23 protein-coding genes are annotated in these 25647 nt (G+C 71.2%); 12 read left to right on the top strand and 11 right to left on the bottom strand.

The features are described from left to right. Positions 1-141: 141 nt before the first annotated feature. Both OHT77_RS04715 and OHT77_RS04710 read right to left on the bottom strand, forming a co-directional pair. Positions 142-555 carry a Zn-ribbon domain-containing OB-fold protein gene (locus OHT77_RS04715; protein ID WP_328826697.1) on the bottom strand — a complete coding sequence of 138 codons (414 nt, stop codon included), beginning with the start codon at positions 553-555 and terminating at the stop codon, positions 142-144. 162 nt (positions 556-717) lie between these two features. Further along, a complete protein-coding gene (locus tag OHT77_RS04710; protein WP_328834156.1) occupies positions 718-1392 on the bottom strand; it encodes a TetR family transcriptional regulator in 675 nt (224 codons plus the stop codon). A 203-nt stretch (positions 1393-1595) separates the two neighbouring features. Here OHT77_RS04710 and OHT77_RS04705 point away from each other — a divergent pair, with 203 nt between their 5' ends. The 3 genes from OHT77_RS04705 (at position 1596) to OHT77_RS04695 (ending at position 4365) form a co-directional block, all read left to right on the top strand. Beyond that, positions 1596-2726 carry a substrate-binding domain-containing protein gene (locus tag OHT77_RS04705; protein ID WP_328826696.1) on the top strand — a complete coding sequence of 377 codons (1131 nt, stop codon included), beginning with the start codon at positions 1596-1598 and terminating at the stop codon, positions 2724-2726. Positions 2727-2784: 58 nt separating this feature from the next. Next, entirely contained in the window at positions 2785-3621 is an 837-nt protein-coding gene (locus OHT77_RS04700) for a hypothetical protein (protein WP_328826694.1), read from the top strand. 87 nt (positions 3622-3708) lie between these two features. Next, positions 3709-4365: a peptidoglycan-binding protein gene (locus OHT77_RS04695; protein ID WP_328826693.1), complete on the top strand. Its 657-nt coding sequence runs from the start codon at positions 3709-3711 to the stop codon at positions 4363-4365. 251 nt (positions 4366-4616) lie between these two features. Here OHT77_RS04695 and OHT77_RS04690 read toward each other — a convergent pair whose 3' ends face one another. The 5 genes from OHT77_RS04690 to OHT77_RS04670 all read right to left on the bottom strand — a co-directional run bounded on the left by OHT77_RS04690 (position 4617) and on the right by OHT77_RS04670 (position 11224). After that, entirely contained in the window at positions 4617-4991 is a 375-nt protein-coding gene (locus tag OHT77_RS04690) for a hypothetical protein (protein ID WP_328826691.1), read from the bottom strand. Between the two features lie 365 nt (positions 4992-5356). Beyond that, positions 5357-6280, bottom strand: coding sequence for a MurR/RpiR family transcriptional regulator (locus OHT77_RS04685; RefSeq protein ID WP_328826689.1), 924 nt, complete (start codon positions 6278-6280; stop codon positions 5357-5359). 67 nt (positions 6281-6347) lie between these two features. After that, positions 6348-8078 carry an ArnT family glycosyltransferase gene (locus tag OHT77_RS04680; protein ID WP_328826688.1) on the bottom strand — a complete coding sequence of 577 codons (1731 nt, stop codon included), beginning with the start codon at positions 8076-8078 and terminating at the stop codon, positions 6348-6350. Between the two features lie 92 nt (positions 8079-8170). Further along, positions 8171-10099 carry a phosphatase PAP2 family protein gene (locus tag OHT77_RS04675; protein WP_328826687.1) on the bottom strand — a complete coding sequence of 643 codons (1929 nt, stop codon included), beginning with the start codon at positions 10097-10099 and terminating at the stop codon, positions 8171-8173. Between the two features lie 225 nt (positions 10100-10324). Next, positions 10325-11224, bottom strand: coding sequence for an N-acetylglucosamine kinase (locus OHT77_RS04670; RefSeq protein WP_328826686.1), 900 nt, complete (start codon positions 11222-11224; stop codon positions 10325-10327). Between the two features lie 294 nt (positions 11225-11518). On the opposite strand from OHT77_RS04670, the gene OHT77_RS04665 reads away from it, so the two are divergent. From OHT77_RS04665 to OHT77_RS04640, 6 genes are all read left to right on the top strand, one after another. Further along, the gene (locus OHT77_RS04665; protein ID WP_328826685.1) at positions 11519-12652 is read left to right on the top strand and encodes an ROK family protein; all 1134 of its coding nucleotides are present in this window, start codon (positions 11519-11521) and stop codon (positions 12650-12652) included. 277 nt (positions 12653-12929) lie between these two features. Further along, positions 12930-14252: an ABC transporter substrate-binding protein gene (locus tag OHT77_RS04660; protein ID WP_328826683.1), complete on the top strand. Its 1323-nt coding sequence runs from the start codon at positions 12930-12932 to the stop codon at positions 14250-14252. A gap of 124 nt (positions 14253-14376) precedes the next feature. Beyond that, positions 14377-15291, top strand: a complete 915-nt coding sequence (locus tag OHT77_RS04655; protein ID WP_328826682.1) for a carbohydrate ABC transporter permease — start codon at positions 14377-14379, stop codon at positions 15289-15291. Next, positions 15288-16190, top strand: a complete 903-nt coding sequence (locus OHT77_RS04650) for a carbohydrate ABC transporter permease (RefSeq protein ID WP_328826681.1) — start codon at positions 15288-15290, stop codon at positions 16188-16190. The genes OHT77_RS04655 and OHT77_RS04650 overlap by 4 nt, the downstream gene beginning before the upstream one ends. A 2-nt stretch (positions 16191-16192) precedes the next feature. After that, positions 16193-17911, top strand: a complete 1719-nt coding sequence (locus OHT77_RS04645) for a hypothetical protein (RefSeq protein ID WP_328826680.1) — start codon at positions 16193-16195, stop codon at positions 17909-17911. A gap of 51 nt (positions 17912-17962) precedes the next feature. Then, on the top strand, positions 17963-19795 hold the full coding sequence (locus tag OHT77_RS04640) for a hypothetical protein (protein WP_328826679.1): 1833 nt from the start codon (positions 17963-17965) through the stop codon (positions 19793-19795). Between the two features lie 6 nt (positions 19796-19801). Here the strand turns inward: OHT77_RS04640 and OHT77_RS04635 are convergent, their stop codons facing one another. After that, positions 19802-20479, bottom strand: a complete 678-nt coding sequence (locus OHT77_RS04635) for a nucleoside/nucleotide kinase family protein (RefSeq protein ID WP_328826678.1) — start codon at positions 20477-20479, stop codon at positions 19802-19804. 116 nt (positions 20480-20595) lie between these two features. On the opposite strand from OHT77_RS04635, the gene OHT77_RS04630 reads away from it, so the two are divergent. Further along, a complete protein-coding gene (locus tag OHT77_RS04630) occupies positions 20596-20991 on the top strand; it encodes a YybH family protein (protein ID WP_328826677.1) in 396 nt (131 codons plus the stop codon). 5 nt (positions 20992-20996) lie between these two features. On the opposite strand, the gene OHT77_RS04625 is transcribed toward OHT77_RS04630, so the two are convergent. Continuing rightward, entirely contained in the window at positions 20997-21872 is an 876-nt protein-coding gene (locus tag OHT77_RS04625; protein WP_328826676.1) for an LLM class flavin-dependent oxidoreductase, read from the bottom strand. Between the two features lie 161 nt (positions 21873-22033). Between OHT77_RS04625 and OHT77_RS04620 the strand changes: the two genes are divergently transcribed. Both OHT77_RS04620 and tmpA read left to right on the top strand, forming a co-directional pair. Then, a complete protein-coding gene (locus tag OHT77_RS04620) occupies positions 22034-22645 on the top strand; it encodes a TetR/AcrR family transcriptional regulator (protein ID WP_328826675.1) in 612 nt (203 codons plus the stop codon). Between the two features lie 120 nt (positions 22646-22765). Then, positions 22766-24424, top strand: a complete 1659-nt coding sequence (gene tmpA, locus OHT77_RS04615) for a 2-trimethylaminoethylphosphonate dioxygenase (protein WP_328826674.1) — start codon at positions 22766-22768, stop codon at positions 24422-24424. 2 nt (positions 24425-24426) lie between these two features. Here the strand turns inward: tmpA and OHT77_RS04610 are convergent, their stop codons facing one another. Together OHT77_RS04610 and OHT77_RS04605 are read right to left on the bottom strand one after the other, a co-directional pair. Then, positions 24427-25200: a GntR family transcriptional regulator gene (locus OHT77_RS04610; protein ID WP_328826673.1), complete on the bottom strand. Its 774-nt coding sequence runs from the start codon at positions 25198-25200 to the stop codon at positions 24427-24429. Between the two features lie 40 nt (positions 25201-25240). Next, positions 25241-25633 carry a DUF5997 family protein gene (locus OHT77_RS04605; RefSeq protein ID WP_266778108.1) on the bottom strand — a complete coding sequence of 131 codons (393 nt, stop codon included), beginning with the start codon at positions 25631-25633 and terminating at the stop codon, positions 25241-25243. Between the last annotated feature and the right edge of the window lie 14 nt (positions 25634-25647).

Below are 25647 nucleotides of genomic sequence, written 5' to 3'. Positions count from 1 at the left end.
TCGCGCCCCGGAGGACGGCGGTCGGAGCCTGTGGGTTGCCTGTGGAGGAGGATTCGTCCGGTCTTCGACGGCCGGGCTCGAACTCGGGCCCGCGCTACGGCCGTTCGGAGAGCGTCCGTCGAGCGGCGCGGGGCGGGGTGGTCAGTGCCAGGCCCGGTACGGCTCGTCGACGAGCTGGAAGACCGGCTCGCCCCGCACCGGGTCCTTCGCCGTGGACAGCCGGACGCGGTCGCCGCTGTGGATGCCGATGGGCGGGCCGATGACCCGGCCGCGCACCACGAAGCCCTCGGCCATCTCGATCAGCGACACGTTGCGGGCGGCCGGGGTGTTGCGGTGCACGATCGTGGAGTGGCGGACCGTGCCGGTGCCCTCGCTGCGCTCCGTACGCAGGTCGCCGCCCTGACAGACCGGGCACAACAGCCGGTGGTACATGGCCGTTCCGCACCAGGTGCAGCGCTGGAAGTGGATGGTCTCGCCGTCCGGGGCGGGCGCGTCGAGCACGCCCGTCGGGGAGCCGCCTGCCGGACGGGTCGCGAATCCTGAGTGGTGGTACACGCTGTCAACTCCCTGCGCTCGGCCGGAATCCCGCGTGCGCGGCCGAGCCGGGCACGCATGTGCGCGGTACCCCGTGCCACCGTGCACGGCCTCAGCGTATGGCACTCAGTGCCAGGCGTAAAGACACTGCGTACCCTTGGCTGTTCTGTTTCCGGTCGTGCTCTAGCCGTGGTCGAGCGCGGTCTCTATCTCCTGGACGACCCGCCACAGCGGGGTGCCGCGCCGGGAGACGACCACCACGACGTCCTCGGGGCCCTGTTCGGCGATGACCGGCGGTGCCGCCTGCTGTCCGAAGGCGGACTGCACATACCCGAGCGCGTGGTCCACCTCGGCGCCCGCGTCGCGCTCGCCGTCCGAACGCAGCCAGGAACGCAGGGCGTTGTTGTGCGCGGCGACCACGGCGGCGGCGATCACGTCGGCGTGCAGGGTGCCGTCGTGCTGCCCGGCGAAGCGCCCGCGCAGATACTCGGCGAGGGCACGCTCGTAGCGCCACACGACCGAGAGTTCGTAGGCGCGGAGCCCCGGCACCTTCTTGGTGAGGCGGTAGCGCTGCACGGAGAACGTCGGGTTCTCGTTGTACATCCGCAGCACGAGCCGGGCCGCGTCGCAGACCCGCCGCACGGGTTCGTGCTCGTCGCCGGAGGAGGAGAGGAAGGCCGTCATGTCGGCGAGGCAGCGTTCGTGGTCGGGGAAGACCACGTCCTCCTTGGAGGGGAAGTAGCGGAAGAACGACCGCCGTCCGACCCCCGCCAGCGCCACGATGTCGTCGATGGTGGTCTGTTCGTAGCCCCGCTCCAGGAACAACTGGAACGCGGCCGCCACCAGGGCGTCCCGCATGGGCGGCTTGGAGCTCATGGACGGGAACGTAGCACCAGGTCGGCACGGATGGCACTGAGTGCGCTGCCGGTGGGGAACTGAGTCCCCTCACGGGTTCCGGTCGGCAGGTGATCGATGCGGTCGGGACGATCGAGACAGTCGATACGGTCGATACGATCCGCGGCATAGAGTGACCGCGACCAGCACGGCTTTCAGGGGGACCCTTGCGACTCCATGTCGACCAGCGCCATGAACGGGTGCTCGCACTCGTCCGCGAGCGCGGCAGCCTGCGCGTCGCCGAACTCGCGGCCGAACTCGGCGTCTCCGCCGTCACGTTGAGGCGCGATGTGGAGACGCTGGCCGGCCGGGGCCGGGTACGGCGACTGCACGGCGCGGTGGTGTGGCCCGGCGGCGAAAGCGCGGTGGAGGCGCGGGCGCGGCAGGAACCCGCCGTGGAGAACGAGCGATCCGCGCGGGCCGCGTCCGCCGAGGGCGTCGTGATCGGAATGATCGTTCCGACCACCGCCTCGCTCTTCGCCGACATAGTGCGCGGCGCCCGCGAGGCCGTGGCCGCACAGGGCGGCCGACTCGTCCTCGGGGTCTCCGGACACGTCGACACGGAGGACGCCGTCCAGGCGGGGCATCTTCTCGCGGGCGGCGCCGAGGGGCTGCTCGTCGCGCCGAGCTGGTCGACGGGCGTACCCGTAGGCGGCCAGGAACAGTGGCTCCTCGACCGGGGCGTGCCCACCGTCCTCGTCGAACGCGCCGCCCCGCCCGGCAACCCCGCCGCCGCCCTCGACCGGGTGCGCACCGACCGCGCCCACGGAGCCGCCGCCGCCGTCGGCCACTTCGCCGCCCTCGGCCACCGCAGGATCACCGCCGTACTCCAGGAAGGCCCGCACGCCGACCGGATCCTCGCGGGCTACGAGTCGGCCGTATGCTCCCTCGGTCTCGACGACGCCCGGGGTGCCCCCTCCGTCCGCGAACACGGTGACTACGAATCCAGCGTGGACTACCTGGTCGACGCGGTGCGCGAGCGCGGAGTCACCGCCGCCCTCGTGCACGGCGACGAGGACGCGATCGTGCTCGTGCCCCGCCTCCAGGCGCGCGGCATCCGCGTCCCCGACGACCTGGCGCTCATCGCCTACGACGACGAGGTCGCGGGCCTCGCCGACGTCCCGCTCACCGCCGTCGCCCCGCCGAAACGGTCGGTGGGGGAGTGGGCCGCGAAGCTCCTGCTGCGACGGCTTGCCGAGCGCGGCAGCGGACACGGGCCGAACCCACGTCAACACATCGAGCTCCTCCCCGAGTTGAGGATCCGCTCGTCCTGCGGAGCGAAAACGCTCGCCCATTGACCACGGGCCGACCGTTTCGATCATTCCGCGCGAACGCTCTCGACCAAGGAGAACCAGCATGCCCACCACCCCCCTCGCCCGCCCCCGCGTCCTGTACGTCACCGACCTCGCCTACCCGGCGCGCGGGCGCCGCTACTGCGACGAGGACATCGACCTGACCTCCCGGCTGCGCGAGGACTTCGACCTGGCGCTGTGTCATCCGCTGGACGCCGCCGCGCTGATGGACGGCTTCGACGCGGTCGTCGTCCGCAACAGCGGGCCCGTGCTCGGATACCAGGCGGAGTACGACGCCTTTCGCGAGCACGCGTCGCGCACCGGGGCCCGTGTCTACAACCAGCTGTCGGGCCGGGCGGACATGGCGGGCAAGCAGTACCTCCTCGACCTCAGCGCCGCCGGGTTCCCGGTCATCCCGACCGTCGACCGCGTCGAGGACCTGGACCGGCTGCCCCGCACGGACCGCTACGTCGTGAAGCCCAAACTCGGCGCCGACTCCATAGGCCTGGAGATCGTCCCGGCCGACCGGCTGCCCGCGCTGGCCGACGGAAGCGTCCTGGTCCAGCCGTGCGTCGACTTCTCCTACGAGGTGTCCTTCTACTTCGTCGACCACGACTTCCAGTACGCCCTCTACGCCCCGGACACCGAGAAGCGCTGGCAGCTGGAACCGTACGAACTCGCCGCAGGGGACCAGGAGTTCGCGCAGCGGTTCATCGACTGGAACGGCATCGACCACGGCATCCAGCGCGTCGACGCCTGTCGCGCCCCGGACGGCGAGCTGCTCCTCGTCGAACTGGAGGACCTGAACCCGTACCTCTCCCTGGACGCGCTCGACGACACCCGGCGCGACGCGTTCGTCACCGCGCTGAAGGCGTCCCTGCACCGGTTCGTGCGCGCGTGACGCAGCGCTGAACTCCGGCGGCCGTACGCGCGTATCTCATGCCGGGGACCGTGGACGTCCGTGCGCGCGGAACGGAAGGAGAGCAGTGTGTCTACACCGCCCGAACCGGGATCCTCGTCAGGTGGCCCGGTCCTGGAACCCGCACGTGTACTGCGCCGCCGACGCTCCGACAACCTCGCGGCGCTGATGCGGGAGCCCCGCCGCGACTCCTCCGTCTTCGAGTCGGTGCCGGTGCCCCGGCCGTTCTTCGGCTCCGAGGCCGAGACAGAGGAACTCCCGCCCGTACCCAGCGAGTTGCACCCGCTGCCGACCCCGAGTCCCTTCGGTCCCGGGCTGCGCCGGGCCGCGATCGTGGTGGGCGTGAGCGCCGCCGCGTTGGTCGGCTTCGCCTGCGCCCTCCTGCTGCCGGGCAAGGGGGAGGCGAGCACGTCCCAGCCGGTCAGTACGCCGACCCCGGTGACCTCCGCCCCGGCCACCCCCGCGGGGACGGCCGACCCGGACGGCGCCGGCACCCTCCGCGAGGGCGACAGCGGACCCCAGGTGACGGAGCTGGAGCAGCGCCTCCTGCGCATTCCCGACGTCTACGAGAACGGCTCGACCAGCGGCCGGTACGACGCGACGCTCACGGCGGCGGTCGCCCGCTTCCAGCTCTGGTACGGCATCCGGGGCGACGAGAACGGCGTCTACGGCGACGACACTCGCAAGGACCTGGAGTCCCGCACGACCCTCGACAATGGCCAGTAGGCGACCGGGGTTTCGAACGCGCGGCAAGACCTGGGAAAAGTCGCTGCTCGTGGGGCCGCAGAGCCTCATCATGGACAGCGCGGCGCCGCAGGTCGGCGGTGTCGTGCCCGTTCCGAACCGAAGGCCACGCCGATGAACGGCTCGCGCGTCCCGGGTCTGATCCTGCCCGCAGTCCTTCTGCTGGCCCTCGTCGTGGGCGCGTTCTGGTACTGGCGGCACCGCGACGACGACTGACCTCGACCGAATCGGGGTCAGCGTCCCGTGCTGTGTCCGACCAGGGCCTCGGTCACCGCGCGGACGCTGCGCGCGATGTGCTGGAGCTGGAGGACCTCGGCCGCGTACAGCTTGATGGTGTGCTCGATGACCGACTCGGGGAGGCCGACGCCTGGCAGGTCGGCGCGTGCGGTCTGCAGCGCGGTGCGGGCCACGCGGATCTCGTGCTGGACCTGGATCTGCGCGTGCCGGGCGAGCAGCACGGGGTGGCGGATGAACGCGGGGTAGCTGGCGTAGCGGGCCGGCACCAGCTCGCGCAGCCACTTGGCCGCCGAGCGCTCCCAGTCGTAGCTGCCGGGTGTCTTGACCTGACAGGGCCAGTCCTGGCTGATGCGCGTGGTGGTCAGTTGCATGTCATCGCTTCCCGGGGTGCGGCGTCGCGGGGGTGGGTCGACGGTGTGAGGCGGCCCCGGCCCAGGGGATGACCGAGGCCGCCTTGGGCGCTCGCGGAGGCGATGCCCTACCGAACACGCCCGGCGCCGAGGCGGGTAGGAGTCGGCGACGGGGAGTGCTCGTGCAAGAGCCCCGGGAGGCGGTGTTCGCCGGCGCGGCGGGTCGAGCGGAGGTGCGCATGGGCGGACCGGGCTTTCTCGGGGCGGGTGCGATCCGTGAGCAGTATTTATATATGCCGTCCGCTTTGCAAGGCGTATGAAAACATTCATGCGGGAAATGGGCGGAATCGCCCCCGTGTGTATGGCTATGAGGGGGGAGTGGCGGGTCAGTCCCGCATGAAGAACTGGTGCTGCTCGGCGATCTGCTCGTAGTCCTCCAGGCGGGCCTGGGTCCGTTCGGGATCGGCGTCCGTCATGGCCTGGAGCAGGGCCGAGGCCATCACGCCGGGGGCCGCGTACGAGTCGAAGACCAGGCGGGAGCCGGTGCCGGTGGCGAAGGTGACGTCGGCCTCGTCAGCCAGCGCGCCCAGCGCCAGATCGGTCACGAGGGCCACCTTGAGCCCGGCGCTGCGCGCCACCCGGATCGCGGTGAGCGTCTCGTGCGCGTGCCGGGGCATGTCGAACGCGAGCAGCCAGGTGCCGCCCGCCTCGCGTGACTGCAGGATCGCGTCGTAGGCGACGCTGCCGCCCCGGGTCACCAGCCGTACGTCGGGGTGGATACGGCGTGCCGCGTACGCGAAGTACTCGGCGAGCGAGACGGAGATGCGCAGGCCGAGGACGGTCAGCGGGGTGGACGCCGACAGTTCGCGGCCGACCTCGATCAGCCGGTCGGGGTCCGCGAAGTCGCGGCGCAGGTTCTCCAGGTTCTCGATCTCGGCGTCGACCGCGGCCTGCAGTTCGTTGCTGCGGTTCACCTCGGCCGCCGCCGGGCCGCCCGCGAGGGTGCGCAGGGCGATCGCCTGGAGCCGCTCCCGTAGCGCCGGGTAACCGCTGAAGCCGACCGCCGCCGCGAACCGCGTCACCGAGGGCTGGCTGACGCCGACGCGTTCCGCGAGATCGGTGATGGAGAGGAACGCGGCCTCGGTGATGTGCTCGATCAGGTACTGGGCGATGCGCCGCTGACCCGGTGACAGCCGTGGTCCGTCGAAGAGTTCCCTGAGTTGGGACGTCGGTGCCGCGCCGACTTCCGGGTCGGTTTTTCCCGAGGTGATCGCCGATGCCTGGGCGCGTGCCTGCTGCGGCGATGGCACCGGTGCGCCTCCTTTGTCTCCCACAGCCACTCAACATAGCTCACAGAGCGTTGTGACCAGAGAGTGATCAGCGCCGGTAGATCGTGATCGAATGACCGACTTGATCGATCGGACGACTGCTTGCGATCAACTCGGCCAGTTTCCCCTGGGCTTTGTCGATCGCGGTGTCCGAGACGATCAGCAGCCCGTGCACATCGCGCACGCCTACCTTGCGCGGATCGGACGACTCGATGCCGTAGTACGACGGCACCCCGCTCCCCTTGTAGACGAGCCAGACCCGCTCGCCCGCGTACCGCTCCCGCAGCCGGTCGGCGAGGCGGCCGAGGTCCTGGCCCCAGTCCACGTTGGAGTCGTGCAGCCGCAGATAGGTCTTCGAGGGGCCGCCGAACGCCTCGTTGGAGTACGGCAGATAGAAGGGGAACGTCCGCAGCGAACTGACCGCGACGAACGCCACCAGCAGCCCGGCGGTCAGCGGAACCCACCGCCACCACGAGCGCAGCGCCGGCACACCGGCCGCCGCGACCGCCAGGAACATCGGCACGAAGATCGCGTACCGCGTGCCGAAGTCCCGCGAGCCGTCCATCGCCGTGGCCAGCAGCACGGCGGTCGGGACCAGCAGATACGGCGCCGCGGGCCGCAGTCGCCGTACCGCCACGACCGCGACGGCACCGGCCGCCCACAGCGCGATCATGCCGAGCGGTGTCTTCACCAGCAGGGCCGCCGGGAGGTAGTACCAGTGCGACCCGGTGTAGAGGTGCCCGAACAGGAAGCCCTGCCACGGGTAGTCCTCCATGCCGAACTGGATGAGCATTCCGTCCCGGAACGCCCGCGGGAACGGCAGCAGCGGCACCAACTGCCCGCGCAGGCCGTGGATCACGGGCACCGGCTCCGTGGACGTGAACCGCAGCTGCGGATCGACGACGAGATACGACGCCCATACGACGGCCAGCGCGACGACCGCCATGACGGCCGCGCCCGCCGCCCCGAGCGCCAACACCCGCAGCCGGGCGGCGCGTTCGGCCGGGCGGCGGGCGGACCACACCGACGCGACGGCGAGCAGCATCAGGACGGGGACGGCGGGCAGGGCGCTCATCTTCGTCGCCACGGCGGCCCCGAGCGCGGCCCCCGCGAGCGGCAGATACAGCTTCGGGCGCCGTCTGGCCCGCCACAGCAGCCACACCGACGTCAGCAGAAAACCGGCCTCGGGCACGTCGAGCGTGGCCAGCGAGCCGTGCGCGATGACGTCCGGCGAGAACGCGTACAGCGCGAGCGCGATCAACCCCCGTGCGGGGCCCACGAGTTCACGCGCGAAGGCGAAAACGACCAGCCCGAAGAACAGGGTCAGCACGATCACCGGCAAGCGGGCCCACAACATCAGCCGCCAGGGGTCGTTCCCCGACTCGTAGAGCAGATGACGGCCCAACGTGCCTTGATCGCCTTGGTAGTCGGCGTCGAAGTGCGGGTCGGCGATCGCGATCCCGGCGGCGATCACCAGCTTCCCGAGGGGCGGGTGCTCGGGGTTGTAGTCGAGGGTGTGCTCGCGAAGATAGGCGGTGGCCGTGGCGACGTACACCGGCTCGTCGATGGTCGGTGTCTGCTGCACGGCGGTCGTGATCATCACGGCGGCCATCTGCGCGAGGAGCACCACCACGAGCAGGGGCAGCAGCCAGCGCTTGCGGCGCCTGAGCCCGGCGTAGAGGCGTGTCGACCGCGAGGCCACGGGGCGCGGCGGCGAGTCCCCGCCGCCGTCGTCGAGCGTGCCGGGGTCGAGGACCGAGTGCTGTTCGCGCGCCATCATCCGCCCTGCGGTGAGGCCGGCCGGGTGGTGGCGGGAGCGGTGCGGAGCCGGGGCATGGCCCTACTGTCGCACCGCTCCCGTCACCAGGGGCGTCACCGCTTCAGGAGTCGTACCGACAGACCTTCCGCCGTATACACCGGTACGGCCCGCAGCTTGTCCGAGTTCACCGTGACGGTGTCGAACTGGCCGCGCAGCGAGGACGCGCCCAGGACCCGCACCGTGGAGTCCGCGGCCGGCGGGTGCGCGGCGTCGAACCGCAGGGACAGGGCGCTGCCCCGGCCGAGGGTCGCGCGCCGGGTGATCTCGACGGCGGGCTGGTGGCCCGAGCGGAGCGTGACCTCAAGGGTGGCGGACTGCTGGGCGTAGGAGCCGTGGATTTGCGCGGACTCCGCGACCCGCAGCGAACCGCCGAGCACGCTCACGTCACCGTGGCCCAGCGCGTGGGCCGAACCGGCCACCAGAGCACCGGACTTGAGGACGGTTCCGCCGGTGTAGGCGTTGTGGCCGGTCAGGGTGAGCGTGCCGGTGCCCCGCTTGGTCAGGCCGCCGCAGCCGTCGATGTCGTTGCGCCAGGCGTCGGCCGCGCCGAAACCGCCGGCCGCCGCGTCGAGGGCGACGACGACATCGGAGTCGAAGGAGCCGTAACCGTCCGCCGCGGCAAAGAGGTTGAGGCGGCCCCACTGCTCGAACCCGTCGAGCAGGACGTACCCGGACGGCAGCGCGGTGGTGCGCAGCACCTCGCGGCGCTGTGCCGCGTCGAGGTAGGGCAGCCGCGTCTCCAGCAGCACCTCCGCGCCCTTGGGCACGGTCAGCGCCTTGTCCCGCCCGCTGCGGGTCAGCACATAGGTGAACTTGGGCTCCACCAGACGGGAGTTGGCGGTCCGGTCCGCGTACGGGTCGGTCGCGGTGGTCGCCGAGTGGGCGTACGCGTACAGGGTGTCCGCCGTCGCGCCGGTCTTCGCCTCGAAGTAGGCGAGGGCCTGGGCGCGTGCCGCCGCCTTGAGCGTGGCGTTGGCCGGGTCGGCGAGCGTGGCGGCGGCCAGCGCGGTGGCCATGATGCGGCCGCCGATGACGTCGACCGTGGAGTGCATGCCGGCCATGATCCGGGTGTGGCTCAACTGGAAGGTACGGGTGACCAGTTCCTGGAAGCGCTCCGGCACGGCGTACGCGTAGGCGAGGCCCGCCAGGTGGAAGGCGTTGGTGTGGCCGCTGGGGAAACCGCCGTCGTCGACCGGTGACGTGCTGCGCTGGCGCAGGAGTTGAGGGGCGACGACGACCTTGGAGTCGTAGACCGGGAAGCCGAGCGCGTCGACCCTGCCGGTGTCGACGACCTCGCTCCTCTCGTTCATGCGCCACGGACGCGGGTACTGGTAGGCGTACTTGCTCGGGTTGCCCGACGCGTAATTGCCGCGCAGCGTGTCGACGAGTTCGGCCACCTTGCCGAGCGCCGAGTCGTGCGAGCCGGCGCCGAGCGCGGCACCGGCGGGCGCGTCGGCGGGGACGGCGTCGTTGATGGTGGTGGCGGGCGTGCCGTCGGGGGCGCTGGTGATCGAAGTGACCGCCAGGGCACCGGACTTGTAGAGGTCGGCGAGTGGACCGAGGCCCGCGATCATCGCGTAGCTCTGGTGCTGGCGGTCGTAGAGGAACGCCTCCTTCGCCTGCGCCTGGGTGCGGTGGGTGGTGAGGTCGATGCAGTACCGCATGTTGGCGCGCAGGATCTCGGGGCGCAGCGGGGTGCCGGTGTTCCAGGCGCCGCCGGTCTTCCATATCCGCGCCATGCCGTCGAGGGCGCGGACCACGGCGTTGGTCTCGGGCGTCAGGTTGGTGCTGACGTTCGTCCGGTAGTCGTCCACGAACGGCAGCGGAACCGTGGTGGCCTTGGCGTCCGCCGCGGCCAGCCAGCTGACCAGCGTGGGCGCGGCGACCACGGCGGCCGAGGCGCCGAGCGAGGTCTTGAGGAAACCACGTCTGTTCACGGCGGGTCGAACGTCGTTCGTGCGCTGCCCGGCGGGTGACGGCATGGGTGTGCCTCTCCTGAGTTCTACGGCGCTGAGGCCGGCGGGGTCGTGCGATCGGCTGTGGTGGTGCGAGGTGCGAGGTGCGAGGTGCGCGAGGTGCGCGGTGCCATGCGAGAAAGCGCGTACGTCAGGTGGCGCGTACGTGCGAAGGTTTGCGGCGGGCCGTGTCCCGTGGGAAGGGGTCCGGCGTCCGGCACATGGCCCCCGGGTGAACGGGGGCCGTGCGGTTCACAGGATCGATCGGGCCAGTGCCACCGCGCCCTCGACGGGCGGTACTTGGATGGGCTGCGGCCGCGCTCCGGGCAGTCGCTCGGCGAGCGCGGCGGTGAGGGCGTCGTACAGGCGGGGCTGGGCGAGGACGGTGCCGCCCGAGACCACCACGTCGTCGACGGGAACGCCGCGTTCGGCGAGCCGTACGACGAGTGCGGCGAGGGCCTGACCGGCCTCCGCTATCACCTCGCGCGCGAGGAGCGAGCCGGCGTCGGCCGCGGTGAAGACGACGCGGGCGTGGCGGCCCCAGTCGGCGGAGACGTCGGAAGCGCTTTCCAACGCGGCGCCCAGCGCGGGGACTTCGGCCACGGCGAACGCCTCGACGAGTCCCTGGGCGAGTTGGTCGGGGGCCTCGCCGCGGTCGTGCGCGGCCCAGGCGGCGCGGGCCGCCTCGCGGACGACTCCGGCGGCACCGCCCTCGTCGCCGAGTACCGCGCCCCAGCCGCCCACTTGGAGCCGGCCGCCGTCCGCGAGCAGGCCCACCGCGACGGAACCGGTGCCGGCCACCAGGCCGACGCCTTTGTCCAACCCCGCTGCGGGGACGAGGAGTTCGGCGTCTCCCACCACGAGCGCGGGTGTCCCGAGACGTTCCTCCAGCGCGGCACGGATCTCGGCGCACTGCCGGGGTGTCTCGCAGGCGTGTCCGCCCACGGCGACCGCGGACGGGCGCGCGTGCTCGGGAAGGGCGTCACGGACGGTGGCGGTCAGCCAGTCGGCGGCGGCCACGGGGTCGTGCGGCCGCCAGCCGCTGCTGGCACGGACGTGGTCGGCGACGACATCCGTACCCGCGCAGGCGCGCAGATGTGTCTTGGTGCCACCCACGTCGATGCCGACCACGAGGGGCATGGAGTCCTGCACGGAACCTCTTTCGTCGTTGCGCGGTGCTGCGACGGTGGGCGAACCGTGTCCGGGGGAACGGTGGTTGGAGCACTAGGGAAGCCCCGGGACGGGCTTCTGACGGACCACGGCAGGCGAGTACCGTGACGTTCGTTAGGAAGTTAACTAACGAAGTACAGTGCGTCAAGAGTCATTGCGAACTCGGTCACAGGGACCCTCGTCCGGTCCCGCGTGACGTCAGGACATCCCATCGCCGCGCCCCACGGACACCCTGCGGAGCGCGGCCCGTGAACTGGGGGAAGTGTGGAACACGTCGTGGCGCGGGAGTCTCGGCTGACCGAGAGCGCGAGCGCGGTCTTCGAGGTGCTGGCAAGAGCCGGCAGCGCTACCCGGCCGCAGCTCGCCAGCCTGGCCGGCCTGTCCAAGCCGACGGTGTCCTCCGCCGTCGCGGAGCTGGAGCACGTCGGGCTCGCAGCCCACTCCGGCACCGCCTCCGGCGGCACGGGACGCAACGCCGCCGTCTACCGGCTCGGCCCGGCCGCGGGCGCCGTACTCGCCGTCGATCTCGGCCCCGCCCTCACCCGGGTGCGCGGCTGCGCCCTGGACGGCACCCTGCTGGCCGAGGCCACCGGCTCCCGGGAGGACGCCGCCGACGCCGTCCGCGAGGCCCTGGGCGCGCTGCCCGCCGGCACCCCGCTGCGCACGGTCGTCGTCGCCGTCGGTGATGTCGCCGCCCGGGACCGTGCCGGCGCCGGCATGCGCCCCGCGACCGCCAAGGCGGGCCCGGTGTTCGACGCCATGACGGTGGCCCTGCCGCCGGGCGTGCCGGTCCACCTGGAGAACAACGTCAACTGCGCCGCCCTCGCCGAGCTGCACGAGGGCGCGGCCCGGGGTCGTACCACCTTCGGTTATCTGCGCATCGGCGTCGGTATCGGTCTCGGCATCGTCGTAGGCGGCCATGTGCTGCGCGGTGCGAACGGCGCGGCCGGTGAGCTGGCCCGGCTGCCCTATCCCTGGGACGACGCCGTGGAACCGCGCCGGGAGGCCCTGGAGGAGTACGTGGGCGCCCGCTCGCTGCTGCGCCGGGCCGCGGCGGCCTGGCAGGACACCGACGGACCGCGTCCGGGCAGCGCGGACCGGCTCTTCGCGCTCGCCCGGCAGGGGCACGGCACGGCGGCCGAACTGATCGGCCGGCACGCCGCCGACGTGGGCCGGCTGGCCGCCGCAGTGGCCGCCGTACTGGACCCGGGGCTGATCGTCCTCGGGGGCAGCACGGGCACGGACCCGCAGCTCCTGCCCGGTGTGCGGGCCGAGCTGGGGCGGCTGAGCTGGCCCACCGAGGTGGTCAGCAGCACGGTCGGTGATCTGGGCACCGTGGTGGGCGCCGCCCGGCTCGCGGTGGCCAGAGGAGTCCAAACCGTGACCGATGGTGCGGGGGTCAAGGATTGACGGCCTCCGACTTGGTCTGCCAATGTCCGGACAAGCGCTTTCTAAGTCGGCCGGGACGCCGACTTGGGGTGAGCCTCTCAGCCCGTACGCGACGTACGGCAACCGCATGAGGGTGTGCTCGTGCGGTGACGGCCACGACGGCCGGGGACCTCGCCCCGTGTGGAAGACGCGGCCGGGCGAGGCCGCGCCCCCGGAAAGCGAACTTTCTTGCAAAATGCACCCGTGCCGCATCGGTCGGCGCCGTGCTCCGTCCCCTACGACGAAAAAGGGATCGAAGATGACCACTGTGGGTGTGCGGCGCTCCAGCCGACTCGGCCGCGGCGGCATGCGCCGCCTTGTTCCCCTCGCTGCCGTCGCCACGGCAGGTGCCCTGCTGCTCTCCGCCTGCGGATCGGGCTCCGGCTCCGGCGGGAACGCGAAGTCACTGACGTTCTGGATCTCCACGGTTCCCGGGCAGGACGCGGGATGGAAGAAGCTGGTGGCGCAGTACAAGAAGGAGACCGGCGTCAACGTCAAGCTCGTCAACATCCCCTACGACGGGTACCCGACGAAGCTGCACAATGCCGCGCAGGCCAACTCGCTGCCCGACGTCGCGGACGTGCCGGCGCTGGACCCGATCTGGTCGAGCAAGCTGATCGACCTCAGCTCCATCGCGAACAACAAGAGCTACAACATCAACTCCAACTTCCTCGCCAAGGACTCGTCCGGCAAGGTGCTGGCCATCCCCTCGGACGTCACCGCGTCCGGCCTGTTCATCAACAAGTCGCTGTTCGAGAAGGCCGGCGTCGCCGTCCCCGCCTCGCCCGAGAAGACCTGGACGTGGACCGAGTTCATCGCGGCCGCCAACAAGGTCCGCGAGAAGACCGGCGCCAAGTACTCCCTCACCTTCGACCAGTCCCCGTCCCGGCTGCGCGCCATGGTGTACGAGATGGGCGGCAAGTACATCCACGCGGACTCCTCCGGGAAGTTCTCGGCGGACGCCGCGACCAAGAAGGCCGTGGAGTACTTCGTCGGGCTGAACGACGACAAGGTCATGCCGAAGTCGGTGTGGACCAGCGGCGCCGACCCGTCCGCCATGTTCCAGAGCGGTGACGTCGTCGCCTACTGGTCCGGCGTGTGGCAGGTGCCCGCCTTCGCGGACAGCATCAAGAAGTTCGACTGGGCGAGCGTCCCGACCCCGGCCCAGCCGGTGCAGGCCAGTGACGTCAACAGCGGCGGCATGATGGTCGGCTTCAACAACAACGGCGCCGCGGCCACCGCGGGCAAGAAGTTCATGTCCTGGGTGTACGAGCCCAAGCAGTACACCGAGCTGGTCGAGACCTCCGGCTTCCTCCCGGTCGAGAGCGGCCTGAGCCCGAACTACCCCTTCAAGTCCGCCGCGGCACAGGCGGCCTTCAAGCTCTACAACGAGGAGATCCCGCTCTACGCGCCGATCTCGGGCTACTTCAACAACGCGCAGACGAACTGGGTGCTGAAGGGCAAGAGCCTCACCACCGACCCGACCAAGACGGAGCTCGGCAAGGCGATCAACGGCCAGCAGTCGGTCGACAAGGCCCTGCAGAACATCGTGGACGGCTACAACCAGGCGGTCGGCGGCTGATCGTGGGCCACAGGGCCGGGCGGCGGGATTCCAGACGCCGCCGCCCACCCTGGTCGCCCACGTCATGCCGGGCTCACGGGATGAGCCCACAGCGATCCATTCCACCAGCACGGAAGTCAGGAAGATGACACATAGCGCCGCGGACGTGTCCGTGAGGCCGCCCAGGAAACGACGTAGCACCTACACCCTCGCGCCGCTCGTCCTCATCGCGGCCAATGTCGTGCTCTTCGCGCTGTTCTTCGTGTGGCCTGCGGTGATCGGGCTGGTCTACTCCTTCACGAACTACACCGGGGTGGGGGCCTTCCAGTTCATCGGACTGGACAACTACCAGCACCTGTTCGGCGATTCCACCTTCTACGACGCGCTGTTCCGGACGCTGCTGTACACCGTCCTCGTCGTCCCGCTGAACTTCGTGCTGTCGCTGTTCATCGCCAACCTGGTGGTGAGCAAGCAGGCCAAGGGTGCCTCGATCGCGCGTGTCGTCTTCTTCATCCCGTGGCTCATCTCACCCATCGTCGTGGGTGTCCTGTGGCGGTGGCTGTTCGGCGAGAACTTCGGACTGATCAACTACGTCATCGAGAAGTTCGGCGGGCACGCCATCGCGTGGCAGTCGAACGCGGACCTCTCGCTGGGCGTGGTGGTGATGGCCGGTGCCTGGTGGGGAACGGCCTTCTCGATGCTGCTGTTCATCGCGGCGATCAAGAACGTGCCGGTGTCGTACTACGAGGCGGCCTCGCTCGACGGCGCCGGTCCCTGGCGCCAGTTCATGAGCATCACGCTGCCGAGCATCGCGCCCACCTCCTTCATCGTGATCCTGCTCAACACGATCAACGCCATGAAGGAATATCCCCTGTTCGTCTCCCTCAACAACGGCGGACCGGGCACCTCGAACAACCTGCTGGTCCAGTACATCTACGAGACCGGCTTCAACCGGGGCCAGATCGGCTACGCCAGCGCCGCGTCGTTCGTCCTCATGCTCATCCTGATGGCCGTCGCGATCATCCAGCTGGTCGTCAACCGACGGGTGGAGAACCGATGACAACCACAGACACGCCGCGCCCGGTCGACGCCAAGTCCGTCCGGACCGTCTCCAAGAGGCAGCGGCGCAACGGCCGCGACGGCGGGCTCCGGAGCGCGGTCCCCGCGACGACACTGCTGTGGATCCTGGCCGCCCTCTACGGGCTGCCGGTCGCGTGGTTCGTCCTCAGCTCCTTCAAGCCGGCGGGGGACCTGTTCTCCCTCCCGCTGACGGTGCTTCCGCACAACCCCACCGTGTCGGGCTACAAGGCGGCGTGGGACAGCGCCAACTTCTCCCAGTACTTCATCAACACGGCCCTCGTGTGCGTGATCACGACGATCCTCACCGTGGGGGTCAGCTGCTGCACCGGATACGCGCTGGCCAAGTACAACAACCGGTGGCTGAAGTTCTTCTTCCTCTGCATCCTGGCCACCACGATGCTGCCGTCCGAGGTCATGCTCGCCCCCGAGTTCCTCGTGGTCCGCGACCTCGGCCTCTACAACTCGTTCGCCGGCATCATCCTCCCGGCGGTGCTCACCGCGACCGGCTGCTTCATGTTCCGCCAGTTCTTCCTGACGGTCCCCGACGAACTCGTCGAGGCGGCGCGCATCGACGGCGCCCGTGAACTGTCGATCTTCCTGCGGATCATGGTGCCGATCTCCCGGCCCATCATGCTGACCCTCGCGATCCTGTCCTTCCAGTGGCGGTGGAACGACTACATCTGGCCGCTGCTGATGCTGAACGACCCGAACAAGTTCACCGTCCAGATCGGCATCCAGAGCCTGGTCGGCGCGCAGAACATCAACTGGTCGGTGCTGCTGGGCGGTTCGGTCATCTCGATGATCCCGCTGATCGTCATCTTCCTGGTCTTCCAGCGGTACGTCATGAGCGCCGACATCAACGCCGGACTGAAGGACTGACTGTGCCCACCGCGCTCGACCACGCGTTCGTCCGGTCGGCGGCCCGCGCCGCCGACCGGACGGCCGTCCCCCTGGCGGCCGTCCCCGACGAGGAACCCGCCGGTGTCACCCACCGCGTCCTCGCGCGCCGGGTGAAGACCCTGGTCGCGGCGTACCGTTCCCCGGACTCGGCCCTGCACGGCAGCGCACAGGCCGTCGCCGCCGCGCTCACCCACCTCCGCGCCCTCCGCGCCGCACAGACCGGCACCGGTCTCTTCGCGGGCGGCGACAACGTGCAGTCGCCGCCGGACTCCGCGTTCACCGTTAACGACGTGTGCGACGCGTACGTCCTCGCGGCGGCCGCCGGCCCGGAACTGGGCGAGGTCGCCGCCGCCCTGGCCGAGATCGCAGGCGCCGCGTCCGAGAGCCTGCTGACCGGCGGGGTGCACACCCCGAACCACCGCTGGGAACTGAGCGCCGCACTGGCCCGGCTGCACCGCTCCTTCCCCGACGACCGGCTCCTCGACCGCGTCGGGCAGTGGCTCGCCGAGGGCGTCGACATCGACGCGGAGGGCCTCTACTCGGAGCGCAGCGCCGTCTACGCCTCCCACGTGTCCAACCCCTCGCTCCTGCTGCTGGCCGACGTCCTCGGCCGCGCCGACCTGCGGGACGCCGTCGAGCGCAACCTCACCGCGACCCTGGACCTCATCAGGCCGGACGGCACCGTGGAGACCCTCCACTCGCGGCGCCAGGACCAGAAGCACCCGTTCCCGCTGGCGCCCTACCTGGCGCACTACCGGCTCCTCGCGATCCGCACCGGCCGGGGCGACCTCAGCCGAGCGGCACACCTGGCGGCTGCCGACGGCATCGACGACGCGAACCTCCTCGCCGAGACCCTCCTCACCCCCGACCTCTGCCGCGAACTGCCGACACCGGAGCCCGAACTCCTGCCCCGAGACCGGTACTTCACGGCGGCATGCCTCGCCTCGCACGCCTCCGCGACCGCGCTCGGCGTCGTCTACGGCGGCTCGGACGTGCCCGAACACCGGCGCATCCGTTCGGGGCTGGCCTGCAACCCCACCTTCCTGCGCCTGTTCGCGGGCGACGCCGTCCTCGACGCGGTCCGCCTCTCCCGGGGCTTCTTCGACCTGGGCCCGTTCCGCGCCGCCGACACGCAACGCCTCGCGGACAACCGGTACCGGCTCACCGAGACCCAGTCGGCCGCCTACTACCAGCCCCTGCCGCCGGACCTGCGACGCGAGGACGCCGCCTACCGCCTGGAGGACGAGGGCCGCTTCTCCGCCGCGCTGTCCTTCGCGGACCGCCCACGGGACGAGGTCTCCCAAACGACCCGCGTCGACGTCGGGTTGCGGGACGACGGCGCCGACCTGCGGATCGACATCAGCGGCCCCCAGGTGCCCTGGTCCCTAGAACTCACCTTCCGGGCAGGGGGTGTTGTGGACGGCGCCGCACCGATCGGCGACACCCGCTGGTGCCTGACGGCCGGCCCGATGACCTACCGGGCCGGTGACGACGAGATCCGCGTCGAGGCCACCGTCGAGGCGGGCGAACCACTCGCGGGACCGGACCGGGCCGACGTACTACGGTACGACCCGGGGCAGGACCACACCGTGGTCGGCGGCACCGACGCGACGACCGGGAACCGCGTCTACCTCGGTGGACACGGCCCGCAGACCCTGACCGTCGCCCTGCGCACCCGCCGCTCCGCACCCGCCTCCTGACCCCGACGACCCACGCCATGGCCACCTCAGGCATGAAGGGCTGACCCACCCGTGCACCTCCTCCACCAGCGCGGCCCGCTGCACCACCTCCCCGACACCCCGGAGGCCTACGACGCGGTCCTCGCCGACGTCGCCGAACAGGCCCTCCGCCGCATCACCCCCGAGGGCAACCTCGAACACCCCGACTGCCAGGACGACATCGGGGACACCTCCCTCGGCATGACGTCCCTGCTGGCCTTCGCCTGGCAGCGCGGCAAGGACCCGCGGCTGCCGGAGGCGGTACGGCGCAGTCTCGCCTTCCACCTCCGCGAGCGCGTCTACACCGAGGACAACCCCGGCTACCCGAACCTGAAGGTCCGCAACTCCGGTCTGCCGTACGCCCGTTACGTGTTGGAGGCGGGCGCCCACCCCATCGGTGACTGGCCGAGCACGGCATGGGCGCTGCTCCAGGCCGTCAACATCCTGGACACGACGGACGGCCTCGTCGACGACGAACAGCGCACCGCGCTCGTCGAGTTGGCGCACGGCTACTGGCGCTGGCTCACCGAGGCGACCTTCTTCAACCCGCAGGAGGCAGGCAACCAGGCTATCGGCTGCGTGGTCGGCGGCCTGATGCTGGCCCGACATCTCCCGCCGGGGAAAGGGGAGTCGGTCCGCGCGCGTGCCCTCCGTGTGTACGCCGACGAGATCCGCGCCCACCGCGTGAGCGACCGGGGCGCCCTGCTCCCGCCCGAGCACGGCGGCGCCTACGACAACAACTACGGGCCGATCTCCCTGTCGTTCCTCGCCAAGGCCCACATCGAGAGCGGGGATGACGTCTTCGCCGAGGACGGGGAGGCGCTGGCCCGCTACATCGACGCCCGCCTCACCAACGGCGGCTTCGACAACGGCGGTCCGCGCTACAGCGAGCAGCACTCCGGCTTCGAGTCGGTCCTCGGCCTGCGCTACTTCGGCCGCCGTATCGGCTCGGACATCGGACGCTACCGGGGCGACAGCCGCTGGGGCCGGCACGCGGTCAAGCCGGACGGGGGAGTGGACGGACACTTCGCGTGGATGCTGGTCTGGCAGATCCAGGACAGCACACAGTGGCACCGCACCCCGTCCACGCAGGCGGCCCGCCACCAACTCCGCGCCGGCACCGTGTCGGTGGCCTTCGACAGCAGGATGACCCCGTCGGTGATCGAGGCGGACGGCACCTACTACCTCCCCGCCGCCGTGAACCGGCAGCACGGCTTCGGCCCGGTGCTCGACGGCTTCCTGCTGTGCCGCCCGATGGGCGCGGTGCGGGTCAGGGACGTCCAAGTCGACGGCCTGAACGCCAAGTTGGTCACCGAGCCGGTCGTCGGCCGCGATCACGTCCTGCGGCACATCCAGTCCCTGTACGTCACCGACGGCACGCGGCTCTGGACCACCGTGGCGGTCGAACGGCTCGACGGCGCACCGTACTTGCTGGCCGGGCTGCCCTACGCGGCGGACGACGGCGAGCGGGTGCGCAGGACCGCGGAGGGCGACGTCACCTCGGCGGGCGCCCTGCGTCTCACCCACCCGACGGCCGAGGGCGCCGAGCACTTCGACGCCCGCTCCGAACTCACCCAGGAACAGGCCGCGTTCGCCCTCGCCGCCGACCCGCGCGGCTACGGCAACCCCGACGAGGGCTGGCGCCACCTCGTCAGCTCCTCGGCACTGGAGGCCGGACCGGCGCCGGGCGCCCCGGAGCACCTGCACGTGTTCGCCGTACGGTACGGACCCGGCGACGCCGCCTTCACGCCCGCGTTCGAGGTGGGCGAGGACGGTCTGACCGTGCGCACCGAGGCGTTCACCGCGGTGATCGGGGACGCGGCGGGCGACGCCGACGCCGAGCCGGAGCTCACCCTGCGCGCCTGAGGACCCTCAACTGCCTGCCCGCGCCGCCGAGTTCCGCTCCGGCGCGGGCAGCGCACCGACCGGCACGACCAGGTCCGCCCGGTCCCGTGTCGTCGCCACCAGGTCGGCGTTGCGCTGATCGGTGCCCGCCACCCAGGCCACCGCCGTGTCGTGGTCCTTGCCGAACTGCTCGTGCCGGGCCACGAGTCGGCGGACGCGCTCACCCTCGTCGACCTCGCAGAACCACACCTCGTCCAGGTGCGGCCGCACCCGTGCCCATGAACCGGTGTGCAGCAGAAGGTAGTTGCCCTCCGTCACCACCAACCGGGCCGTGGGCGGCACCGGGATCGCACCGGCGAGCGGCTGCTCCAGCACCCGCTCGAAGCCCGGCGCGTACACCACCTCGCCGGTCTCCTCGCGCAGCCGCCGCAACAGCGCCGCGTAACCGGCCGCGTCGAAGGTGTCGGGGGCGCCCTTGCGGTCGCGGCGGCCGAGGCGGTCCAGTTCGACGTCGGCGAGGTGGAAGCCGTCCATGGGGACGTGTGCGACCCAGGTTTCCCCGGCGCCGTTCAGTTCCCGCACCAGGTGCTCGGCGAGGGTCGTCTTGCCCGCGCCGGGGCTGCCGGCGATCCCGAGGACGGCGCGTCGGCCGGGGGCGGTGAGCGCGGTGGCACGGGCGAGGAGATCGTCGAAAGTCAGCGGCACACCGAGAGTGTGCCATCCGTCTCCGCTGCCCGGCCGGGGCGATGATGTGCCGAAGATCGGGGAGACGGGTCGGGAGAGCGACCATGGAGGGGGGGACAGGAACAGGAGCCGACGCCATGTCCGACGACGCGACACAGATCCGTACCCTCATCACCAGCTGGGCCGAGGCCGTCCACCGGGGCGACCTCGAAGGCGTCATGGCGGACCACGCCGAGGATCTCGTCATGTACGACGTCCCGCCCCCGCACGCGGGCATCCACGGCCTCGCCGCCTACCGCGCCAGCTGGCCGCCGTTCTTCGACTGGCAGGCCCAGGGCGCCTGCTTCGACATCGACTCCCTCGACATCACGGCCGGCACGGACGTCGCCTACGCCCATGCGCTGCTCCGGTGCGGCACCCCCGAGGAGTTCGCCGAACACCCCACCCTGCGCCTGCGGCTCACCTTCGGCCTGCGCAAGGAACGCGGCCGGTGGCTGGTCGCCCACGAACACCACTCGTTCCCGCACGACTGACCCGCTCACCCCGCCTGGTGGATCAGCTCGTCGGCGACCCAGTGCGCCACCTCGTCGGGGTACGGCGAGGAGAGCCCGAGCACGATGTGGTGGAAGCCCGCGTCGAGCGCCTCGCGGATCGCGGCCCGGGTCTCCTCGGGGCGGTCGTAGGAGACGGAGAGGTGGATGGAGCGGGTGATGGCGGCGGGGTCGCGGCCGATCTCGGCGCAGTAGCGGTCGAGGAGGGCGCTGCGGGAGATGGCGTCGGTGATGTCGCCGCCGGGGATGTTCCAGAGGTCGGCGTGCTCGGCGACCACGCGGAGTGTCGCGGCCGAGCGTCCGCCGATGAGGATCGGCGGGTGGGGGCGCTGGACGGGCTTCGGGTTGCCGAACGCTCCGGTGAGCCGGTGGTGGGTGCCCTCGAAGTCGAACGGCTTCTCCTCCGTCCACAGTCGCCGGATCAGCGTGCAGGCCTCGGCGAGGCTCGCGACGGCGTGCGCGGAGTCGTGGAAGGGGAGGCCGTGCGCCGCGTACTCCCGCCGGGCCAGCGGATGGTCCGGGCGCGAGCCGACGCCGATGCCGAAGTCGAGCCGCCCGCCGGAGACGATGTCGACGGTCGTGGCGATCTTCGCCAGCAGCGCGGGCGGCCGGAAGCGGTTGCTGGTCACCATCACACCGAGCCGCAGCCGCCTGGTCTGGGCGGCGAGGGCCGAGAGCAGCGTCCAGCCCTCGAAGGCGGGGCCGTCGGGCTCACCGCCGATCGGCATGAGGTGATCGAACAGCCAGGCGTGCTCGATCTCCGGCACGGTGTCCGCCTCGCGCCAGACGCGGAGGAGGTCGTCGTAGCCGACCTGCATGGGGGCGGTCATGATTCCGAAGCTGGGGCGGGGTGTGTCGGGCATGGTGTCGTCCGTTCCTCGACAGGGCGGGGCGGCGGGCCCGGGCCGGCGTGGCTTGGTGGGCCGGCCTCCGCTCTGGCATCATGGGCAAGCGGAACCTTGTTCCGGAAACGATACGGAACGCTGTTCCGGTTTGGCAAGTCGTGAGGTGGAGGAGTTGCGCGGTGAGTGAGAACGGGACGGATGCGGGCCCTGCGACCCCGTCGAGGGCGGCGGACGGCCAGTCCAAGCGCGCCGACGCCCGGCGCAACAAGGAGACCCTCCTCGACGCCGCCGCCAAGGTCTTCGTCGCGTCGGGCGTCGACGCTCCGGTGCGGGACATCGCCCGCGAGGCCGGGGTCGGACTCGGCACGATCTACCGGCACTTCCCGACCCGCGCGGACCTCGTCATCGCGGTCTACCGGCACCAGGTCGAGGCCTGCGCCGAAGCCGGTCCGACACTGCTGGCGAACAGCGCGACGCCGTACGCCGCACTGCGCGAGTGGATCAATCTCTTCGTCGACTTTCTGGTCACCAAGCACGGCCTCGCCGCTGTGCTGAGGTCCGACACGGCCGGTTTCGAGGCCCTGCACGGCTACTTCCTGGACCGCCTGCTGCCCGTCTGTGCCGAGCTGTTCGACGCGGCGATCGCCGCCGGTGAGGTCAGGTCCGACCTGTCGGCCTACGAGATCATGCGCGGCGTCGGCAACCTCTGCGCCGGTGCGGAGGGCGACGACCGCTACGACGCGCTCCGCCTCGTCGATGTCTTCGTCGCGGGCATGCGCCTGCCCCGCTGACGGAGGCGCCGCTCTCGTTCATGACCGGGTCGCCGGAGTGTCATCTTCCGGTCATCCGGCGCTGAGACGTTCCCTCTGTCGCTAAAGTTGGCTATACAACTTAGAGAGGGAGTGACTGCGATGTCACCGTCCGTAGAAGATCGCACCGAGGTCCGCATAGAAGACCTGCCGCTCACCTGGCTGCGGGACAACTGCCCCTGCCCCCGGTGCCGCGACCCCCGCAACGGCCAGAAGCTGTTCCAGATCACCGAACTGCCCACCGACCTCGCGCTCGACGCCGTACGGCCGACCGCCGACGGTGTCGAGGTCGACTGGGCGCCCGACGGACACCGGTCCGCGTACTCCGCGCGCTGGCTCACCGCCAACCGCCCCGAGGCCAGTGACGACTCCGCGGACCGGCGCGGCGAGAACGGCAAGACCCTGTGGACCGCCGCCGACCTGAACGGCCGCCTCCCCGAGGCCGGTTGGGCGGAGTACCTGGGCGACCCGGCGGTCAAGGCGCAGGTGCTGGAGTCGGTCCTCGGACTCGGCTTCGCCGTGCTGCGCGATGTGCCGTGCCGCGAGGGGCAGGTCCTGGAGGTGGCGGAGACCTTCGGCTACGTCCGCGAGACCAACTACGGGCGGCTCTTCGACGTACGGGTCGAACCCGACCCCAACAACCTTGCCTTCACCGGCGCCCGGATCACCCCGCACACCGACAACCCGTACCGCGACCCGGTACCCACCCTCCAACTCCTGCACTGCCTTACCAACGCGGCGATCGGCGGCGACTCCGGGCTGGTCGACGGATTCAAGGCCGCCGCGCTGTTGCGCACCGAGGACCCGGAGGCGTTCGGCGTACTGACCCGCACCCCCGTCCCCTTCCGCTTCAGCGACGCGCACACCGCACTGGCCGCCGACCGGCCGCTGATCGACGTCGACGGACGCGGCCGGATCCGCGAGGTGCGCTTCAACAACCGCTCCATCGGCACCCTGTTGCTGCCCACCGCCGAACTGGAGGCGTTCTACCGGGCCTACCGCGCCTTCGCCGAGATCACCCTGCGCCCCGAACTCCAGCTGGAGTTCCGGCTGTTGCCCGGCGACTGCCTGATCTTCGACAACGTCCGGCTGCTGCACGCCCGCACGGCCTTCGAGGAGAGCGGCGCCCGCCACCTCCAGGGCGCCTACGCCGACATCGACGCCCTGGCCGGCACATTGGCCGTACTGCGCCGCGAACGGGCCGCAGCCGCAGGGGAGTTCGTGGACGAGCTGGCCGAACTCTTCGAGGGTGAGGGCGCGAGCGCCTACCTGGGGGAGGAGGTGACGATGGCCCAGCACATGCTGCAGGCCGCCATGTGTGCCGAACGGGCCGGTGCACCCGACGCGTTGGTCGCCGCCGCCCTGCTGCACGACCTCGGGCACTTCCACGGGCCGGTCAGCGGCGAGGAGTTGATGGAGGGCACCGACAACAGGCACAGCCACACCGGGGCGGACCGGCTGGCCGAGTGGTTCGGACCCGAGGTCACCGAGCCGATCCGGCTGCACGTGGCGGCCAAGCGGTATCTGTGCGCGGTCGAGCCGGGCTACTTCGACCGGCTCTCCCAGGCGTCGGTGTACACGCTGGAGGTGCAGGGCGGCCCGATGTCCGAGGCCGAGGTCGCCGCGTACGAGGCGAATCCCTACGCGGCCGACGGGGTCGCGGTGCGCCGCTGGGACGACGAGGGCAAGGACCCCGAGGCGCCGACCCCGGACTTCGCACACTTCCGGCCGCTGCTCACGGCCCTGCTGCGGACCGCCTGAGGTCAGGCGTCGTCGGCCGGGCGGCGGGCCAGCGAACCGGCCGCGGCCGAGCTGTGCACGGTGAACGCCACCGTCTCCGGGAGGTACCGGTCCTCGGACCATTCGACCGGGGTGCCCGCCGGATCCGTACTGCACCGGCGCTCCCGCAGCAGCGGGTCGCCGGGCCGACAGCCGAGCAGCCGCGCGTCCTCCTCGTCGGCCCGGCACAGGTCGATCGTGTGCTGGGCGTCCGCGATGAGCACACCCGACTCCTCCAGGGCGACGGTGTGCGACACGGTGTCGGGCGGCAACGCGGCGATCAACTCACCCACGGCGGGCGGGTACACGGTCCGCTCGATCATCACCGGCCGCCCCGAAAGGGTGCGCAACCGCCGCACCTCGTACACCTCGGCCCCCGCCGCCAGCCGCAGCTGCTCGCGCTCGGTGCGATCGGCGAGGCGGGCCTCCACGCTGACGATCCGGCCGCCGGGCTCCTCGCCCGTCGACCGCGCCCAGCGGGTGAAGCTGAGGAGTTCGCCGAAGCTCTGCGGCCGGGGCGAGCCGATCACGACCCGGCGGGTGCCGCGCCGGGAGGCGATCAGGCCCTCGGCGCGCAGAAGGGCCATCGCCTGGCGGACCGTGCCGCGCGAGACGCCGTAGCGCTCGGCGAGTTCGCCCTCGGCGGGCAGCCGGCCGCCGGAGCCGTAGCGGCCCTCGCCGATCTCCCGGCCGAGGTCGGCCGCGACCTTCCGGTACATCGCCGGGGGCTTTCCCGTGCCGGCCGGGCCGTCCGTCACCGCGTGGATCTCCGTCCTGAGCGCTTCGGTCCCGGAGCCGTCAGCTGTTGTCGGCGTTCTCCGCGCTCTTCTTGTTCTTGATCCGCTCGGCTTCCTTGCGGACCTCGGCCTGGGTGGCGCGCTCCTTCTCCAGCCACTCGGGGCCGGCCGTCTTCAGCGCGTCGATCTGCTCGGTGGTCAGGGGCTCGGTGACCCCGCCGCGGGCGAGACCGGCGATGGAGACGCCGAGCTTGGCCGCGACGACCGGGCGCGGGTGCGGGCCGTTGGCGCGCAGCTCGCGCAGCCACTCGGGCGGGTTGGCCTGCAGCTCGTTCAGCTCGGCGCGGGAGACGTCACCCTTCTGGAACTCGGCGGGGGTGGCCTCGAGGTACACACCCAGCTTCTTCGCCGCCGTGGCGGGCTTCATGGTCTGGGTGGTCTGGTGCGACTTCATACCGTCAAGAGTAT

It is taken from the genome of Streptomyces sp. NBC_00252, assembly GCF_036187565.1.
In the GTDB taxonomy this organism is placed as follows: Bacteria; Actinomycetota; Actinomycetes; order Streptomycetales; family Streptomycetaceae; genus Streptomyces.
This window is presented reverse-complemented; position numbering and strand designations above follow the sequence as displayed.

Bases quoted from the DNA above. Each gene is read 5' to 3' on its own strand.
- OHT77_RS04650 (WP_328826681.1), top strand. From the start codon at position 15,288: ATGACAACCACAGACACGCCGCGCCCGGTCGACGCCAAGTCCGTCCGG.
- tmpA (WP_328826674.1), top strand. From the start codon at position 22,766: ATGTCACCGTCCGTAGAAGATCGCACCGAGGTCCGCATAGAAGACCTG.
- OHT77_RS04655 (WP_328826682.1), top strand. From the start codon at position 14,377: ATGACACATAGCGCCGCGGACGTGTCCGTGAGGCCGCCCAGGAAACGA.
- OHT77_RS04625 (WP_328826676.1), bottom strand. From the start codon at position 21,872: ATGCCCGACACACCCCGCCCCAGCTTCGGAATCATGACCGCCCCCATG.
- OHT77_RS04710 (WP_328834156.1), bottom strand. From the start codon at position 1,392: ATGCGGGACGCCCTGGTGGCGGCCGCGTTCCAGTTGTTCCTGGAGCGG.
- OHT77_RS04690 (WP_328826691.1), bottom strand. From the start codon at position 4,991: ATGCAACTGACCACCACGCGCATCAGCCAGGACTGGCCCTGTCAGGTC.
- OHT77_RS04675 (WP_328826687.1), bottom strand. From the start codon at position 10,099: ATGCCGTCACCCGCCGGGCAGCGCACGAACGACGTTCGACCCGCCGTG.
- OHT77_RS04700 (WP_328826694.1), top strand. From the start codon at position 2,785: ATGCCCACCACCCCCCTCGCCCGCCCCCGCGTCCTGTACGTCACCGAC.
- OHT77_RS04630 (WP_328826677.1), top strand. From the start codon at position 20,596: ATGTCCGACGACGCGACACAGATCCGTACCCTCATCACCAGCTGGGCC.
- OHT77_RS04605 (WP_266778108.1), bottom strand. From the start codon at position 25,633: ATGAAGTCGCACCAGACCACCCAGACCATGAAGCCCGCCACGGCGGCG.
- OHT77_RS04680 (WP_328826688.1), bottom strand. From the start codon at position 8,078: ATGATGGCGCGCGAACAGCACTCGGTCCTCGACCCCGGCACGCTCGAC.
- OHT77_RS04660 (WP_328826683.1), top strand. From the start codon at position 12,930: ATGACCACTGTGGGTGTGCGGCGCTCCAGCCGACTCGGCCGCGGCGGC.